This window comes from Citrobacter sp. Ce129 (genome assembly GCF_030334545.1).
Taxonomy (GTDB): Bacteria; Pseudomonadota; Gammaproteobacteria; order Enterobacterales; family Enterobacteriaceae; genus Citrobacter; species Citrobacter europaeus.
Map to the genome: position 1 here is coordinate 156823 of NZ_JAOWDS010000062.1, position 16128 is coordinate 172950.

The following is a 16128-nucleotide window of genomic DNA, read 5'->3' on the forward strand; positions in this document are numbered from 1 at the left end:
AACATCCGCGTCTTAGCCCTGGGCTACGAAAGGCCAGGGCATGGTTAAAAATATTGACGCTAGTGTAGGTTAGCTCTTTTGCGCCTGGCAAGCGCGTTGCACATATGGGTTATGGTTGCCCTGTACCTTCGCGATGCGTTCGTCGCGCTCACACTCCCAGTCGGTGACCGGATATTGCTTATTCCAGGCATTAAAAAGCTGAGTTTGCTGGCGAGAGAGCGTCAGGTCGTACTGGTCACGCATGTAAAAATAGGTGCGTGCGATGGCGCCGCGGGCGCGGGCTGGCGGTTCGGCAACTTTCTCTTTGAAATCAACCTTCATAGTGCATTGCCCATACTGACCTTCGCCACCGTTCCACTGGCTGTACATAAAGTTTGCGCGATCGCCATTTACTTCACCGACCGCAGGCTGCAGGTTATGCATATCGCTTTCCATTTTGCGATAGACCGGATCTTTGGCGCAGTTTTTGCGCCCTCCATCCTGCCAGCACTGGCGCTGATGACCAAATTGCCAGGCGGGGACAACGTGCTCCCATTCAATTCGGCTGGCGCGGTTTTCATTTTTTCGTACTTTATAGCCACATGATTCGAGGTCAACGACCCCTTTTTTGCCTTGCCAGTTAATTTTACAGCCACAATAGAAATCGCCCGGCGCATCGGCGTTAACTTTGACGCCCGCCGCTTTTGCCTGAGAAAAGCTGTTGATGCCTTCGGCTAAAACCGGACCTGAAAACGCTGCGGCTAACAGGGCCGCAGCAAAAGAAAGATTACGGTACATCACGAACTCCGTGTCAAAACGAGCCCGCAACGTAGCGAAAGTTTTTCCTGTATGCAATCAGTTAGATCAGAAAGGTTACTGATAATTCTGAAGATTATTCCGCAACCAGCGGTTCGCCACAGTGAACGCAGCGGTAGGTGGCCTCACCACGTACAACACGGTTATGTCGACGAACGGTCAGTTGGTGTTCCTGACACTTACAGCGGTAAGTAAAGGTCTTACGCTGCACCGATTGCAGTTCAAATTGATGCGTACGCCGGGCTGGTACGCCCAGTACGCTCTCCATCATCCATTTCCACTCTTTCCCGTGCGGCGACACGCGGCCAAAGTGCTTCCACACCAGTAAATGCGCCAGTTCGTGGGGCACCACTTCGTTAACGAACGCGTCGACGTTCTCCATCAGCAGGACGGGGTTGAGGCGAATTTCATAGGTTTGTAGCCACGCGGTACCCGCGGCGGTTCCGCGCTGTTGGTAAACCAGCTTTGGCTCCGGGTATTGGCGTTCCAGCTTGAGATTGGCCTGGGCGAGTTTTTCCCGCAGGCTGCGCATAACGGCTTGCTGGATGGCGATAGGGAGACGGGAGGTTTTCATAACGGCAGAGGATAGTGCGACAGGGAAGGGACTGCAAGAGGTAGGCTTCCTCCCGCTGGGGGAGAAAGCCTTTCGTGATTAGTCGTGTGCGCCAATTTCGCGCAGTTTACGACCTTTCATCAGGTTACGTTCAATGTGTTCCAGAGAGACGTTTTTAGTTTCAGGGATCAGCCACAGAGTCAGGAAGATGAACAGTACGTTCAGGCCACCGTAGACCCAGAAGGTGTTGGCGCTGCCCAGCGAGTTCAGCATCGTCAGGAAGGTTGCGCCGACGATCATGTTGGCAATCCAGTTGGTTGCGGTAGAGCAGGTGATGCCGAAATCGCGACCTTTCAGCGGCTGGATTTCAGAGCACAGTACCCAAATCAGCGGACCGGCGCTCATCGCAAAGCCAACGATAAACATCAGCAGCATCAGCACTGCGAAGTATTGTGCGGCAGCCGAGTGAATCCCCACGTGCATCATTGTACCCAGCACGCCCATACCGACGGCCATGACGATAAAGCCGAGGATCAGCGTAGGCTTACGGCCCCAACGGTCAACCAGGCCAATGGCGATAAAGGTTGCCAGCACGTTGGTCAGGCCAACGATAACTGTTCCCCACATCTGCTCGGTGGTGTTGGTATAACCCGCCAGTTCAAAGATTTTTGGCGCGTAATACATAATGACGTTCATCCCGGTGAACTGCTGCATCACCTGTAACAGCACGCCAAGGAACACTGCGCGGCGGAAGTTGCTGTTCTCTTTAAACAGCGCCCATCCGCTCTGCTTCACCTGCAGGCTTTCACGAATTTCATCCAGTTCGCGTTTGGCTTCAGCGCTGGTGTCACGCAGACGCAACAGTACGCGTTCGGCATCGACAAAGCGACGTTTAGCAGCAAACCAACGCGGGCTGTCCGGCAGGAAGATGACGCCAACCAGCAACAGCAAGGCAGGGATGATGATCACACCCAGCATCCAGCGCCATGCGCCGCTGTAGCTAAACGCTGTGTCGGAAAGATACGCACCTAAAATACCGATGGTGATCATCAACTGATACATAGAGATCATGCTGCCGCGAATTTTTTCCGGGGCAATTTCAGACAGGTACAGCGGCGCGGTATAAGACGCAACGCCTACAGCCAGGCCGAGCAGGACGCGGGAAACCAGCAGCACTTCAACGTTTGGCGCTGCGGCGGAGAACAGCGAACCGGCAACAAACAGAATTGCGCCGATCATCAGACTCTTTTTACGACCCAGCTTGAAGGAGAGCCAGCCGCTGCCGACGGCGCCCACTGCCGCACCAAACATCATGGAACTTACCACCCATTCCTGAGTGTGCGGGGTAATTTGAAACTCGTCGGTGATGAAAGGTAAAGCACCGGCAATAACACCGATATCCAGGCCAAAAAGTAATCCAGCCAGGGCTGCCAGGAAGCAGACAAAAAATGTCATAGCTTTGTTGGAACGCCCCGTTTTTTTATTGTCAGGCATGATGCCCTCCGGTTGGGTAGCTAGTTTTGTTGATGTTAAGGGTAGGTGAGTACGGGGTAAAAAAATGCGAATCACATCACATTAGTGTAATCGGTTACACTGGCATTCATACGGATTATTGATTAATTATTTGAAAGTTAACATTATTTATTTAGAGCTGGAAAGGTTGGTTGCCTGATTTTAAGACAATACTGAAATATAATGTAACGGTGATGCAGCTTTAGTAGTAAAGGTGTGTTAAGTCAAGGTGGATAGAAATACTGAGCTATGTAATCGCTTTCATTTGTTGTTTAATGCAATGGAAATCAGGGTTGTTTTAACAATGAGGTAGGAGAGAGAAAAGGACATAAAAAAAGACCAGCGCGAAGCTGGTCTTATAAGCGTTGAGCTGTGGGGGAAATTACTTCAGACCGGCAGCTTCACGCAGCAGAGCGGCTTTGTCGGTTTTTTCCCATGGGAAATGTTCGCGACCAAAGTGACCGTAAGCAGCGGTTTCTTTGTAAATCGGGTGCAGCAGATCCAGCATCTGAATCAGGCCATACGGACGCAGGTCGAAGAACTCACGCACCAGCAGGGTCAGCTGTTCTGAAGGCACTTTTTCAGTACCGAACGTTTCCACCATGATAGAGGTCGGTTCAGCCACGCCGATTGCGTAGGAAACCTGAATCTCGCAGCGGTCAGCCAGGCCTGCGGCAACGATGTTTTTCGCTACATAGCGGGCTGCATAGGCTGCGGAACGGTCAACTTTAGACGGATCCTTACCAGAGAATGCGCCGCCACCGTGACGTGCCATACCGCCGTAGGTATCAACAATGATTTTACGACCCGTCAGGCCGCAATCACCCATTGGGCCGCCGATAACGAAACGACCGGTTGGGTTGATGAAGAATTTGGTCGAAGCGGTCAGCCATTCAGTCGGCAGCACCGGCTTGATGATCTCTTCCATAACGGCTTCTTGCAGCGATTTCTGGTCGATATCTTCAGAGTGTTGAGTAGACAGAACAACTGCATCGATACCGACGATTTTGCCGTCATCATACTGGAAGGTGACCTGGCTTTTTGCATCCGGACGCAGCCAGGATAAGGTGCCGTTTTTACGCACTTCAGCCTGACGCTGCACCAGACGGTGAGCATAGGTTATTGGGGCAGGCATTAGCACGTCGGTTTCGTTGGTTGCATAACCAAACATCAGACCCTGGTCGCCTGCGCCCTGTTCCAGCGGATCGGCACGGTCAACACCCTGGTTGATGTCCGGAGACTGTTTACCAATCGCGCTGAGTACCGCACAAGAGTTGGCGTCAAAACCCATGTCGGAATGCACATAGCCAATTTCGCGAACTGTGTTACGGGTGATCTCTTCGATATCAACCCATGCGCTGGTGGTGATCTCACCGCCAACTAAAACCATGCCGGTTTTGACGTAGGTTTCGCAGGCAACGCGTGCTTTCGGATCCTGCTCCAGGATTGCATCCAGCACAGCATCAGAGATTTGGTCAGCGATTTTGTCAGGATGCCCTTCTGATACGGACTCGGACGTAAAAAGGTGTTTTGCCATATTTAATTTCACCTAAGGAGAATTTGGTTAGCTCAAACTGTCGAGTGGAATAGCCATGTGTAGAAGATTCTACCATGAGTCTGCAGATGACGAACACTGGCAGTCTGAGTGTTAATCGGTATAGATGGATTAACATCTGGACGGCTATTTTAGGACAGTTCTTCGCCTGATTTCCAGCTTTTTTTGATTGAGGTCGCATTGTACTGAAAATGAAACTGGAAATTTTTCCTGACGGTGCTGGCAATGTGCATATTTATCTTTTGCATTTTCGTACTGTTGTCGGTATAAAACGCGGCGCGCGGCTCATATCCGTCATAATTCAAGTTGCATGTGCGTTGGCAATACTCGCCCCGTCCCTGGGGCTCGCCCTATGGGCGCTGTGGACAGCGTTCAAATCCGTTCCTGACGGATTTGTCTCGCTCGCCCCAGTCACTTACTCATGTAAGCTCCCGGGGACTCTCTGCGTTGCCGCCTTCCCACAACTCGAATTATTTAGGATAGACAAAAGCACACGACGTTTTCATCGTGTCGCCACTTCCAGCCGGGTTAAAACTTTAGCTTTGGCTTGTGGGTTCGTTCCGTAAGGAGCAACCGTGGAGGTGATACGAGATAATGAACCGTTGTATTCTGCTGAATCTGTCGCACCGTTCTGGTGTACATATGTCCCCCGCAATCTGCATCTCTGCTTTGCATACCTGTCGATGTTATATACACAAAATCATTCATGCTGGTCGAGGCTGCATGAAGGATGAAGTGTGTACCCATCTCGGCGTATCTCAGGACTCAAGAGCCGGTAACGGTCACTAAGAACTGAACAAGGGCGCTCTTGGTAAACAAGAGTTTTCTCGTGGTTTCGCCGAACCGTCAGCATTAAGTTCGGTTACGTGTTTACATTGATATGAAAAAGAAACCGGTCGCACAGTCGGAGCGTCAGCACTATCTGCTGGAAATTCTGCCTGTATTTGGGTTGTTATCGCGTCTTCGGATTGCGATAGTAGTCAACTGTTTTACACTTGTTAATAAAATTTGAGGTTCGCTATGTCTGACGACATTTCTTTGGGTTCGCCTTCGTCAGCAGGCGAACACGGTGTACTACGCTCCATGCAGGAGGTTGCAATGAGTTCCCAGGAAGCCAGCAAGATGCTGCGTACTTACAATATTGCCTGGTGGGGTAATAACTACTATGACGTCAATGAACTGGGCCACATCAGCGTGTGCCCGGATCCGGACGTACCCGAAGCGCGCGTTGACCTTGCTGAGCTGGTGAAAGCCCGTGAAGCACAGGGCCAGCGTCTGCCTGCATTGTTCTGCTTCCCGCAGATCCTGCAACACCGTCTGCGTTCGATTAACGCCGCCTTTAAACGCGCCCGTGAATCTTACGGCTACAACGGTGACTATTTCCTCGTTTACCCGATCAAGGTCAACCAGCACCGCCGCGTGATTGAATCGCTGATCCACTCCGGCGAACCGCTGGGACTGGAAGCGGGTTCTAAAGCTGAACTGATGGCCGTTCTGGCCCACGCCGGAATGACCCGTAGCGTGATCGTGTGTAACGGCTATAAAGACCGCGAATACATCCGTCTGGCGCTGATTGGCGAGAAAATGGGCCATAAGGTCTATCTGGTCATCGAGAAGATGTCTGAAATCGCTATCGTGCTGGATGAAGCTGAACGCCTGAATGTTGTTCCGCGTCTGGGCGTGCGTGCGCGTCTGGCGTCGCAGGGCTCCGGTAAATGGCAGTCCTCCGGCGGTGAAAAATCGAAATTCGGCCTGGCGGCAAACCAGGTGCTGCAACTGGTAGAAATTCTGCGCGAGCGCGGCCGTCTGGACAGCATTCAGTTGCTGCACTTCCATCTCGGCTCCCAGATGGCGAATATTCGCGATATCGCCACCGGTGTGCGTGAATCTGCCCGTTTCTACGTTGAGCTGCACAAGCTCGGCGTGAACATCCAGTGCTTCGACGTCGGCGGTGGTCTGGGCGTGGATTACGAAGGCACTCGTTCGCAGTCCGACTGTTCCGTAAACTACGGCCTCAACGAATACGCGAACAACATTATCTGGGCCATTGGCGATGCCTGCGAAGAGCACGGCCTGCCGCACCCAACCGTTATCACCGAATCCGGTCGTGCGGTTACCGCGCACCATACCGTGCTGGTGTCTAACATTATCGGCGTTGAGCGTAGCGAACACACCGAAGCAACGCCCCCGGCTGACGATGCGCCGCGTGCCCTGCAAAGCATGTGGGAAACCTGGCAAGAGATGCACGAGCCGGGAACCCGTCGTTCGCTGCGTGAATGGCTGCACGACAGCCAGATGGATCTGCACGATATTCACGTTGGCTACTCTTCAGGCACCTTTAGCCTGCAGGAACGCGCGTGGGCAGAGCAGCTCTATCTGAACATGTGTCACGATGTACAAAAACAACTCGACCCAAGCAACCGTGCGCACCGACCGATTATCGACGAGCTGCAGGAGCGTATGGCGGATAAGATCTACGTCAACTTCTCCCTGTTCCAGTCGATGCCGGATGCGTGGGGGATCGATCAGCTGTTCCCGGTAATGCCGCTGGAAGGACTGAACCAGGCGCCAGAGCGTCGAGCGGTGCTGTTGGATATCACCTGTGACTCTGATGGCGCTATCGACCACTACGTTGATGGTGATGGCATTGCGACCACCATGCCGATGCCGGAATACGACCCGGAGAACCCGCCGATGCTGGGCTTCTTTATGGTAGGGGCGTATCAGGAGATCCTTGGCAACATGCACAATCTGTTCGGTGATACCGAAGCGGTTGACGTGTTCGTCTTCCCTGACGGCAGCGTAGAAGTTGAGCTGTCTGACGAAGGCGATACCGTGGCGGATATGCTGCAGTACGTGCAGTTGGATCCAAACACCCTGCTGACGCAGTTCCGTGACCAGGTGAAAAACACCGATCTGGATACCGAGCTACAGCAACAGTTCCTCGAAGAATTTGAAGCGGGTCTGTACGGATACACCTATCTGGAAGACGAGTAAAGCTGTGCGGGTTCGCTTGAATCCGTACAAATTAACGGCGATAATTCGGCAATACAAGTAGTCACGTAAATCAATCCCTTCCTCGTCGGGCTTAACGACGCGGAGGGGATTTTTTTTCATCGATTTTTAAAGAGGTCAGTACATGAGCACCTTAGGTCATCAATACGACAACTCCCTGGTTTCTAACGCCTTTGGTTTTTTGCGTCTGCCGATGAACTTCATGCCGTACGACAGCGACGCCGACTGGGTGATCACCGGCGTACCGTTTGATATGGCAACGTCTGGCCGCGCGGGCGGTCGTCATGGTCCGGCTGCGATCCGTCAGGTTTCCACTAACCTGGCGTGGGAGCACAACCGCTTCCCGTGGAACTTCGATATGCGCGAGCGTCTGAACGTGGTGGACTGCGGCGATTTGGTTTATGCGTTCGGCGATGCGCGTGAAATGAGTGAAAAACTGCAGGCGCACGCTGAAAAGCTGCTTTCTGCTGGTAAGCGCATGCTCTCCTTTGGCGGCGACCACTTCGTCACGCTGCCGCTGCTGCGCGCACACGCTAAGCACTTTGGTAAAATGGCGCTGGTACACTTTGATGCCCACACCGACACCTACGCTAACGGCTGTGAATTCGACCACGGCACCATGTTCTACACTGCGCCGAACGAGGGTCTGATCGATCCGAATCACTCAGTGCAGATTGGTATCCGTACCGAGTTCGACAAAGATAACGGTTTTACCGTGCTGGACGCATGCCAGGTGAACGATCGCGGCGTAGATGACATCATTGCGCAGGTTAAGCAGATTGTTGGCGATATGCCGGTCTACCTGACCTTTGATATCGACTGCCTGGATCCGGCGTTTGCTCCGGGTACCGGTACGCCGGTCATCGGCGGTCTGACGTCTGACCGCGCGATTAAGCTGGTGCGTGGTCTGAAAGATCTGAACATCGTCGGGATGGACGTCGTTGAAGTGGCTCCGGCCTATGATCAGTCGGAGATCACCGCGCTGGCGGCGGCTACGTTAGCACTGGAAATGCTGTATATTCAGGCGGCGAAGAAAGGCGAATAATAGTCGGACTATTTTACTCGTCATTTTGGGTCCGGGCAGTGCTCGCCATCCTCACGTACTACGTGTACGCTCCGGTGGCTGTGCGCTGGCCGGGCCCAAACTGACTTCGCCAATTACGTCCGATAATGGGATGAAATCTGTAGGCCGGATAAGGCATTCACGCCGCCATCCGGCACTGTTTGAAGATTACTTAATTCCGTCTGCGCTCATGCGATCGCGAATATGTTGCGCACGTTCTGCGGAAGCCGGGTGATCGTCAAACATTGAGCTTTGACGTCCCGCTTCCAGTTTTGCCAGTTTCTCAAAGCTGGTGGCTAAGCCTGCCGGACTGATCCCTCGTTTGCGCAACAAATCATACGAGTAATCATCCGCCTCGGATTCCTGACGCTGGGAGAACTGCGAGTTCACCAGTTTCTCGCCAAGATCGCCCAATTGCGACTGTGACAGGCTGCCGACAATGCCGCCAGCTGACGCCGCCGCTGCACGTACGGCGTTTGTACCCAGCGCAACCTGCATGCCTTTTTTCACGTGGCCCAGCGCAACGTGGCCCATTTCATGGCCGATCACCGCTTCAACTTCGTTGTCGGTCATCATATCCATCAAGCCGCTGTACACGCGGATACAGCCGTTCGCCATGGCAAAAGCATTCACATCTTTCGCCATATAAACTTTGTAGTTCACCGGCTGGCCGTTAATGTTATCGCCAAGCGCGGCGGCGATTTTACCCAATCGCGTTGCGTACTCGCTTCCAGCCGGGGCGATGGTAGCTTTGCTGTCCATATCCTTACAGGCCTGATCGCTCAGCGCTTTTACCTGCGCATCGCTCAGGCTGTAGGCCTGAAAAGCCTCTGCGCCAGAAGAAAGCAGTCCGTTAGAGTCCATGTTCTGGCAGCCGGTCAATGCCGCCGCCATGCTCGTAGCAAGCAGTAAAGCGCGAATTTTCATTTTTTCTCTTCCGCACAAAGTCAGGATTATTCTAAAAAATGCGTCGTTTGCAGGTGAACCGACGCCCGGCCTAAGTATAAAGAAAAGAACAATAAGCGGGCGAGAAGATTGCGCAACTTGCGCGCACGATCCAGAGATTTCTGAAGCGGTAAAAGGATGCTCCATGTACATGACACGCGGCTTGGGTTACATTGTTGGCACTTTTTTCCGGCGTAGCCCAAAACGCGCTGTCGTCAAGTCGTTTAGGGCGTGGCCTTCATTATCCGATCTGGAGTCAAAATGTCCTCACGTAAAGAGCTTGCCAATGCTATTCGTGCGCTGAGCATGGACGCAGTACAGAAAGCCAAATCCGGTCACCCGGGTGCCCCGATGGGTATGGCTGACATTGCCGAAGTCCTGTGGCGTGATTTCCTGAACCACAACCCGACTAACCCGTCCTGGGCTGACCGTGACCGCTTCGTGCTGTCTAACGGTCACGGCTCCATGCTGATTTACAGCCTGCTGCACCTCACCGGCTACGATCTGCCGATGTCCGAGCTGCAGAACTTCCGTCAGCTGCACTCCAAAACTCCGGGTCACCCGGAAGTGGGTTACACCGCGGGTGTTGAAACCACGACCGGTCCTCTGGGTCAGGGCATTGCGAATGCAGTGGGTATGGCTATCGCTGAAAAAACGCTGGCGGCGCAGTTTAACCGTCCAGGTCACGACATCGTTGACCACTTCACCTACGCTTTCATGGGCGACGGCTGCATGATGGAAGGTATCTCTCACGAGGTATGTTCCCTGGCCGGTACGCTGAAGCTGGGCAAACTGGTTGCGTTCTACGATGACAACGGCATCTCTATCGATGGCCACGTTGAAGGCTGGTTCACTGATGACACTGCTAAGCGTTTTGAAGCTTACGGCTGGCACGTGGTTCGCGGCGTTGATGGCCACGATGCTGACGCGATTAAACGCGCAGTTGAAGAAGCACGCGCTGTGACCGACAAACCGTCCCTGCTGATGTGCAAAACCATCATCGGTTTCGGTTCCCCGAACAAAGCCGGTACCCATGACTCTCACGGTGCGCCGCTGGGCGATGCAGAAATCGCACTGACCCGTGAACAGCTGGGCTGGAAATACGCGCCGTTCGAAATCCCGTCTGAAATCTACGCGCAGTGGGATGCGAAAGAAGCAGGTCAGGCAAAAGAAGCGGCATGGAACGAGAAGTTCGCTGCTTATGCGAAAGCCTTCCCGCAGGAAGCGGCTGAATTCACCCGCCGTATGAAAGGTGAAATGCCGGCTGATTTCGACGCCAAAGCGAACGAGTTCATCGCTAAGCTGCAGGCTAACCCATCCAAAATCGCCAGCCGTAAAGCGTCTCAGAACGCGATTGAAGCGTTCGGTCCTCTGCTGCCGGAATTCCTTGGCGGCTCTGCTGACCTGGCACCTTCTAACCTGACTCTGTGGTCGGGTTCTAAAGCGATCAACGAAGATACCGCTGGTAACTACATCCATTACGGTGTGCGTGAATTCGGTATGACCGCTATCGCTAACGGTATCGCGCTGCACGGTGGTTTCCTGCCATACACCTCTACCTTCCTGATGTTCGTAGAATATGCCCGTAACGCGGTGCGTATGGCTGCGCTGATGAAACAGCGTCAGGTGATGGTCTATACCCACGACTCAATCGGTCTGGGCGAAGATGGCCCGACTCACCAGCCGGTAGAGCAGGTTGCTTCTCTGCGCGTGACGCCGAACATGAGCACATGGCGTCCGTGTGACCAGGTTGAATCTGCCGTGGCATGGAAATACGGCGTAGAGCGTCAGGACGGCCCGACCGCGCTGATCCTCTCCCGTCAGAACCTGGCACAGCAGGAACGTACCGAAGAGCAGCTGGCGAACATCGCTCGCGGTGGTTACGTGCTGAAAGATTGCGCCGGTCAGCCGGAACTGATCTTCATCGCTACCGGTTCTGAAGTTGAGCTGGCTGTGGCTGCATGGGACAAACTGACGGCTGAAGGCGTTAAAGCGCGCGTGGTTTCCATGCCGTCTACCGACGCGTTCGACAAGCAGGATGCCGCTTATCGCGAGTCCGTACTGCCGAAAGCGGTTTCCGCTCGCGTTGCAGTGGAAGCTGGTATCGCTGACTACTGGTTCAAATATGTGGGCCTGAACGGCGCTATCGTCGGTATGACCACCTTTGGTGAGTCTGCTCCGGCAGAGCTGCTGTTCGAAGAGTTTGGCTTCACCGTCGACAACGTTGTCGCAAAAGCAAAAGAACTGCTGTAATTTCGATTACAGGTAAAAACGGGTCGCTCAGGCGACCCGTTTTTTAATCAGAGGATGTTTATTTATCCCTGTGCAACCTTTCATTGTAGATCTGAGTCACAAATATGATATTTATCCTTGTTTGGTATTTGCAGGCGATGTCACATAATTAGTATTGATTTTTATTTTTAACTCCTTAACCATCTGTTTTTAAAGGCCTCATCAAAAAACATTCTGCGCTGACTGTATTTTTCTCCTCAATTGATTTCATTTTGCCGTGCGCGTATTTTATTTTTAACGCTAACTCGTACCCTAAAAATAAAATAAGGAAAATGTATGCGGCTGATTGATTACTTTCCAGAATCATCTATCTCAATAAAAAATTCAGCAAAGAACTGGCAGGAGGCAATTGACTTTTCTATGTCATCCTTACTCGCCAATCATTATGTCAATTCAGATTATATTCAGGCCATTAAAGATTCAACGGTTAACAATGGACCTTATTATATTTTAGCCCCTGGCGTTGCCATGCCACACGCTCGCCCAGAGTGTGGTGCATTAAAGACCGGAATGTCATTAACGCTTCTCAAACAGGAAGTAAAATTTGCCGAAGATGATGAAGGTATCAGATTATTAATCGGATTATCGGCAGCAAATGCTGATTCACATATTGGTGCTATTCAGGCTTTAAGTGAATTGTTATGTGAAGAGGAAGCGCTAACCGCTTTGTTATCAGCTAAATCAGAAAAACAACTGGCGGATATTATCGCCCACGCATAATTCACAGTTTCCTTTCAGGACATTATTATGGAAAACAAGTCTGCTCGTGCCAAAGTCCAGGCTTTTGGTGGGTTTTTGACTGCCATGGTCATTCCCAACATCGGCGCGTTTATTGCCTGGGGTTTTATAACCGCATTGTTTATTCCTACCGGTTGGATGCCGAATGAGCATTTCGCCAAAATTGTCGGTCCGATGATTACCTATTTACTGCCCGTCATGATTGGCTCCACAGGGGGACATCTGGTAGGCGGGAAACGTGGCGCAGTAATGGGGGGCATTGGTTCTATTGGCGTTATCGTCGGCGCGGATATCCCGATGTTCCTTGGCGCGATGGTGATGGGACCGCTTGGTGGCTGGGTGATTAAGCATATCGATCGTCTGCTGGAAAAACGCATTCCTGCAGGTTTCGAGATGGTTATCAATAACTTCTCTCTTGGTATTGCGGGAATGCTGTTATGCCTGCTGGGGTTCGAAGTCATTGGCCCGGCGGTCCTCATTGCTAATAATTTTGTGAAGGAATGTATTGAAGCGTTGGTTCATGCGGGTTATCTGCCGTTGCTATCCGTAATCAATGAACCGGCGAAAATCCTTTTTCTGAATAATGCTATCGATCAGGGCGTATATTATCCGCTGGGAATGCAACAAGCTTCAGAAACGGGAAAATCGATTTTCTTCATGGTGGCATCTAACCCAGGTCCAGGGTTAGGTCTGTTACTTGGCTTTGCAATCTTTGGCAAAGGGATGAGTAAAAAGTCTGCGCCAGGCGCCATGATTATCCACTTTCTCGGCGGTATTCATGAACTGTATTTCCCGTATGTGCTGATGAAGCCTCTGACCCTGATTGCGATGATTGCCGGGGGAATGACCGGGACGTGGGTATTCCACCTGCTGGACGGTGGGTTAGTTGCGGGTCCGAGCCCTGGATCAATATTCGCCTATCTGGCATTAACGCCCAAAGGTTCTTTCCTCGCGACCATAGCAGGAGTCACTGCGGGTACAATAGTGACTTTTGTTATTACCTCTGTAATCCTGAAAATGGAAAAGAGCGTCGAAACGGAAAGTGAGGATGACTTTGCTGAGTCAGCCAGAGCCGTCAAAGCGATGAAGCAGGAAGGTAAATTCTCTTATAAAAATATTAAACGCGTTGCTTTTGTCTGTGATGCGGGAATGGGTTCCAGCGCGATGGGGGCAACCACGTTTCGTAAACGTCTGGAGAAAGCGGGATTAAATATTAACGTGACACATTATGCCATCGAAAATGTTCCACAAGATGCCGATATTATTGTCACCCATGCCAGTCTTGAAGGTCGTGTTAAACGTGTAAGCGAAAAGCCATTAGTGCTGATTAAGAACTATATTGGTGACCCACTGTTAGACGATTTATTTAAACGCATTACGGCGAACTAGCCTTATTCTATTTTATGGAGTGAATATGAAAACGAAAGTTGCTGCCATTTATGGCAAGCAGGATATTCGTATCCGCGAGTTTGAGCTGCCTGCAATTACAGATAATGAATTGTTAGTAAGCGTAATATCCGATAGCGTTTGTTTATCTACCTGGAAAGCGGCGGCATTAGGGAGCGATCATAAACGCGTACCGGATGACCTGGAAAACCATCCGGTTATTACCGGGCATGAATGTGCAGGTATCATCGTTGAGGTTGGAAAAAACCTGACGGATAAATATAAGAAAGGCCAGCGTTTTGTTTTGCAACCCGCGATGGGATTGCCAAGCGGTTATTCAGCGGGATACAGCTACGAATATTTTGGCGGTAATGCGACATATATGATTATCCCGGAGGTGGCGATTAATCTGGGTTGTGTTTTACCGTACCACGGTTCTTATTTTGCCGCAGCATCCCTGGCGGAGCCGATGTGCTGCATTATTGGCGCTTATAACGCGAATTTTCACACCACGCCTTACGTTTATGAGCACCGTATGGGGATTAAGCCGGGGGGAAGCATTGCGCTTCTGGCCTGCGCCGGGCCGATGGGGATTGGCGCTATAGATTATGCCATTAACGGCAACATTCAGCCGTCACGTGTGGTGGTGGTCGACATTGACGAAGCGCGGCTGGCGCAGGCTAAAAAACTGTTGCCGGTTGAGTTAGCGGCAGAAAAGGGGATTGAGCTTATCTATGTGAATACTACAGGCATGGATTCTCCGACCGCGATGCTGCGTGCTCTTACCAATGACGCAGGTTTTGATGATGTCTTTGTGTATGCGGCAGTGCCAGCCGTCATTGAAATGGCTGATGATTTACTTGCGGAAGATGGCTGCCTGAATTTCTTTGCCGGCCCTACGGACAGTAACTTCAAAGTGCCGTTTAACTTTTATAACGTGCACTACAACAGTACTCACGTTGTCGGAACGTCCGGCGGTTCCACGGATGATATGAAAGAGGCTATTGCGCTCAGTGCAACTGGCCAACTGCAACCGTCGTTTATGGTGACGCACATTGGCGGCCTTGATGCGGTTCCGCACACCGTATTGAACTTACCTGCGATCCCCGGCGGTAAAAAGCTGATATACAACGGCGTTACCATGCCACTGACCGCCATTGCTGATTTTGCGGAGAAAGGGAAAACGGACCCATTATTCAAAGAACTGGCGCTGCTGGTGGAGGAGACGCACGGTATCTGGAATGAAAAGGCAGAAAAATACCTTTTAGCACACTTTGGCGTTGATATCGGGGAGGCGGCGATATGATGTCGCTGGCATGGCCGCTATTTCGTATCACGGAACAGGCTGCGCTGGCAGCCTGGCCGCAAACCGGGTGCGGCGATAAAAACAAGATTGATGGTCTGGCGGTGACGGCAATGCGTGAAGCATTGAACAGTATTGCCATCCGTGGACGAATCGTCATTGGCGAAGGGGAGATTGATCAAGCCCCGATGCTGTGGATTGGCGAGGAAGTGGGAACCGATACCGGACCTGAGGTAGATATCGCCGTCGATCCTATTGAAGGAACCCGAATGGTGGCGATGGGTCAAAGCAATGCGCTGGCCGTCATGGCGTTTGCACCTCGAGGTTCACTGTTACACGCTCCTGATATGTACATGAAAAAACTGGTTGTTAATCGGTTTGCAAAAGGGGCGATTAATCTGGCGCTGCCGTTGGCAGACAATCTGCGTAATGTGGCTGAGGCGTTGGGCAAACCGCTGGATCGACTGCGGATGGTGACGCTGGATAAACCGCGTCTTCAATCAGCGATTGCCGAGGCGACGCGGCTTGGCGTCAAAGTCTTTGCTCTGCCCGATGGCGATGTGGCCGCCAGCGTATTGGCCTGTATGCAGGAGAATCCTTATGATCTGATGTATACCATTGGCGGAGCGCCTGAAGGGGTTATTTCGGCCTGCGCGGTTAAAGCGCTGGGGGGAGATATGCAGGCTGAGCTGATTGATTTTTGCGAAGCGAAAGGAGATAGCGCAGATCATCGCCTGATTGCAACACAGGAACGTCAGCGCTGTGCGGAGATGGGCGTTGAAATCAACCGTATCTATGCGCTTGACGAACTGGTAGGGGGAAATAAGATCCTTTTCAGCGCGACGGGGGTAACAGGCGGCGATCTTGTTAAAGGGATCCAACAGGTTGCAAATGGTGTGCGCACACAAACTTTACTGATCGGTGGCGCGGATCGAACGTGTAATATAATAGACTCTCTGCATTCATGGTGA

The 16128-nt window shown here is 51.9% G+C and carries 14 protein-coding genes; 9 read left to right on the top strand and 5 right to left on the bottom strand.

Annotation, left to right across the window (positions count from 1 at the left end):
- Window positions 1-69: 69 nt before the first annotated feature.
- The 4 genes from endA to metK all read right to left on the bottom strand — a co-directional run bounded on the left by endA (window position 70) and on the right by metK (window position 4397).
- Entirely contained in the window at window positions 70-777 is a 708-nt protein-coding gene (gene endA, locus OGV77_RS12750; RefSeq protein ID WP_043017541.1) for a deoxyribonuclease I, read from the bottom strand.
- A gap of 94 nt (window positions 778-871) precedes the next feature.
- Window positions 872-1369 carry a SprT family zinc-dependent metalloprotease gene (locus OGV77_RS12755; RefSeq protein WP_043017540.1) on the bottom strand — a complete coding sequence of 166 codons (498 nt, stop codon included), beginning with the start codon at window positions 1367-1369 and terminating at the stop codon, window positions 872-874.
- Window positions 1370-1447: 78 nt separating this feature from the next.
- A complete protein-coding gene (gene galP / locus OGV77_RS12760; protein ID WP_003027074.1) occupies window positions 1448-2842 on the bottom strand; it encodes a galactose/proton symporter in 1395 nt (464 codons plus the stop codon).
- A 400-nt stretch (window positions 2843-3242) separates the two neighbouring features.
- Complete coding sequence (gene metK, locus OGV77_RS12765) at window positions 3243-4397, bottom strand: methionine adenosyltransferase (RefSeq protein ID WP_003027071.1); 1155 nt, start codon at window positions 4395-4397, stop codon at window positions 3243-3245.
- 612 nt (window positions 4398-5009) lie between these two features.
- Between metK and yqgG the strand changes: the two genes are divergently transcribed.
- The 4 genes from yqgG (at window position 5010) to speB (ending at window position 8475) form a co-directional block, all read left to right on the top strand.
- Window positions 5010-5204 (top strand): small protein YqgG, encoded by a 195-nt coding sequence (yqgG, locus tag OGV77_RS24855; RefSeq protein WP_072033362.1) that lies wholly within the window; start codon window positions 5010-5012, stop codon window positions 5202-5204.
- A gap of 91 nt (window positions 5205-5295) precedes the next feature.
- A complete protein-coding gene (gene yqgB / locus OGV77_RS12775; protein WP_049041971.1) occupies window positions 5296-5427 on the top strand; it encodes an acid stress response protein YqgB in 132 nt (43 codons plus the stop codon).
- 8 nt (window positions 5428-5435) lie between these two features.
- Window positions 5436-7412, top strand: a complete 1977-nt coding sequence (speA, locus tag OGV77_RS12780; RefSeq protein WP_072033361.1) for a biosynthetic arginine decarboxylase — start codon at window positions 5436-5438, stop codon at window positions 7410-7412.
- Window positions 7413-7554: 142 nt separating this feature from the next.
- Window positions 7555-8475 carry an agmatinase gene (speB, locus tag OGV77_RS12785; RefSeq protein WP_005123314.1) on the top strand — a complete coding sequence of 307 codons (921 nt, stop codon included), beginning with the start codon at window positions 7555-7557 and terminating at the stop codon, window positions 8473-8475.
- Window positions 8476-8661: 186 nt separating this feature from the next.
- Here speB and loiP read toward each other — a convergent pair whose 3' ends face one another.
- Window positions 8662-9420, bottom strand: a complete 759-nt coding sequence (gene loiP, locus OGV77_RS12790) for a metalloprotease LoiP (RefSeq protein WP_043017538.1) — start codon at window positions 9418-9420, stop codon at window positions 8662-8664.
- A 279-nt stretch (window positions 9421-9699) separates the two neighbouring features.
- Between loiP and tkt the strand changes: the two genes are divergently transcribed.
- From tkt to glpX, 5 genes are all read left to right on the top strand, one after another.
- Complete coding sequence (gene tkt / locus OGV77_RS12795; protein ID WP_043017537.1) at window positions 9700-11691, top strand: transketolase; 1992 nt, start codon at window positions 9700-9702, stop codon at window positions 11689-11691.
- A gap of 315 nt (window positions 11692-12006) precedes the next feature.
- Window positions 12007-12450 carry a PTS mannitol transporter subunit IIA gene (cmtB, locus tag OGV77_RS12800; RefSeq protein WP_043017536.1) on the top strand — a complete coding sequence of 148 codons (444 nt, stop codon included), beginning with the start codon at window positions 12007-12009 and terminating at the stop codon, window positions 12448-12450.
- 27 nt (window positions 12451-12477) lie between these two features.
- Complete coding sequence (locus tag OGV77_RS12805) at window positions 12478-13857, top strand: PTS mannitol transporter subunit IIBC (RefSeq protein ID WP_047408864.1); 1380 nt, start codon at window positions 12478-12480, stop codon at window positions 13855-13857.
- A 25-nt stretch (window positions 13858-13882) separates the two neighbouring features.
- The gene (locus OGV77_RS12810; protein ID WP_075145650.1) at window positions 13883-15160 is read left to right on the top strand and encodes a zinc-binding dehydrogenase; all 1278 of its coding nucleotides are present in this window, start codon (window positions 13883-13885) and stop codon (window positions 15158-15160) included.
- Window positions 15157-16128, top strand: a complete 972-nt coding sequence (gene glpX / locus OGV77_RS12815) for a class II fructose-bisphosphatase (protein WP_087051209.1) — start codon at window positions 15157-15159, stop codon at window positions 16126-16128. Before OGV77_RS12810 ends, glpX begins: the two co-directional genes overlap by 4 nt.

Coding starts and splice junctions, on each gene's coding strand:
- yqgB (WP_049041971.1), top strand. CDS start 5,296: ATGAAAAAGAAACCGGTCGCACAGTCGGAGCGTCAGCACTATCTGCTG.
- metK (WP_003027071.1), bottom strand. CDS start 4,397: ATGGCAAAACACCTTTTTACGTCCGAGTCCGTATCAGAAGGGCATCCT.
- tkt (WP_043017537.1), top strand. CDS start 9,700: ATGTCCTCACGTAAAGAGCTTGCCAATGCTATTCGTGCGCTGAGCATG.
- loiP (WP_043017538.1), bottom strand. CDS start 9,420: ATGAAAATTCGCGCTTTACTGCTTGCTACGAGCATGGCGGCGGCATTG.
- yqgG (WP_072033362.1), top strand. CDS start 5,010: ATGAACCGTTGTATTCTGCTGAATCTGTCGCACCGTTCTGGTGTACAT.
- speA (WP_072033361.1), top strand. CDS start 5,436: ATGTCTGACGACATTTCTTTGGGTTCGCCTTCGTCAGCAGGCGAACAC.
- galP (WP_003027074.1), bottom strand. CDS start 2,842: ATGCCTGACAATAAAAAAACGGGGCGTTCCAACAAAGCTATGACATTT.
- speB (WP_005123314.1), top strand. CDS start 7,555: ATGAGCACCTTAGGTCATCAATACGACAACTCCCTGGTTTCTAACGCC.
- cmtB (WP_043017536.1), top strand. CDS start 12,007: ATGCGGCTGATTGATTACTTTCCAGAATCATCTATCTCAATAAAAAAT.
- OGV77_RS12805 (WP_047408864.1), top strand. CDS start 12,478: ATGGAAAACAAGTCTGCTCGTGCCAAAGTCCAGGCTTTTGGTGGGTTT.
- OGV77_RS12810 (WP_075145650.1), top strand. CDS start 13,883: ATGAAAACGAAAGTTGCTGCCATTTATGGCAAGCAGGATATTCGTATC.
- OGV77_RS12755 (WP_043017540.1), bottom strand. CDS start 1,369: ATGAAAACCTCCCGTCTCCCTATCGCCATCCAGCAAGCCGTTATGCGC.
- glpX (WP_087051209.1), top strand. CDS start 15,157: ATGATGTCGCTGGCATGGCCGCTATTTCGTATCACGGAACAGGCTGCG.
- endA (WP_043017541.1), bottom strand. CDS start 777: ATGTACCGTAATCTTTCTTTTGCTGCGGCCCTGTTAGCCGCAGCGTTT.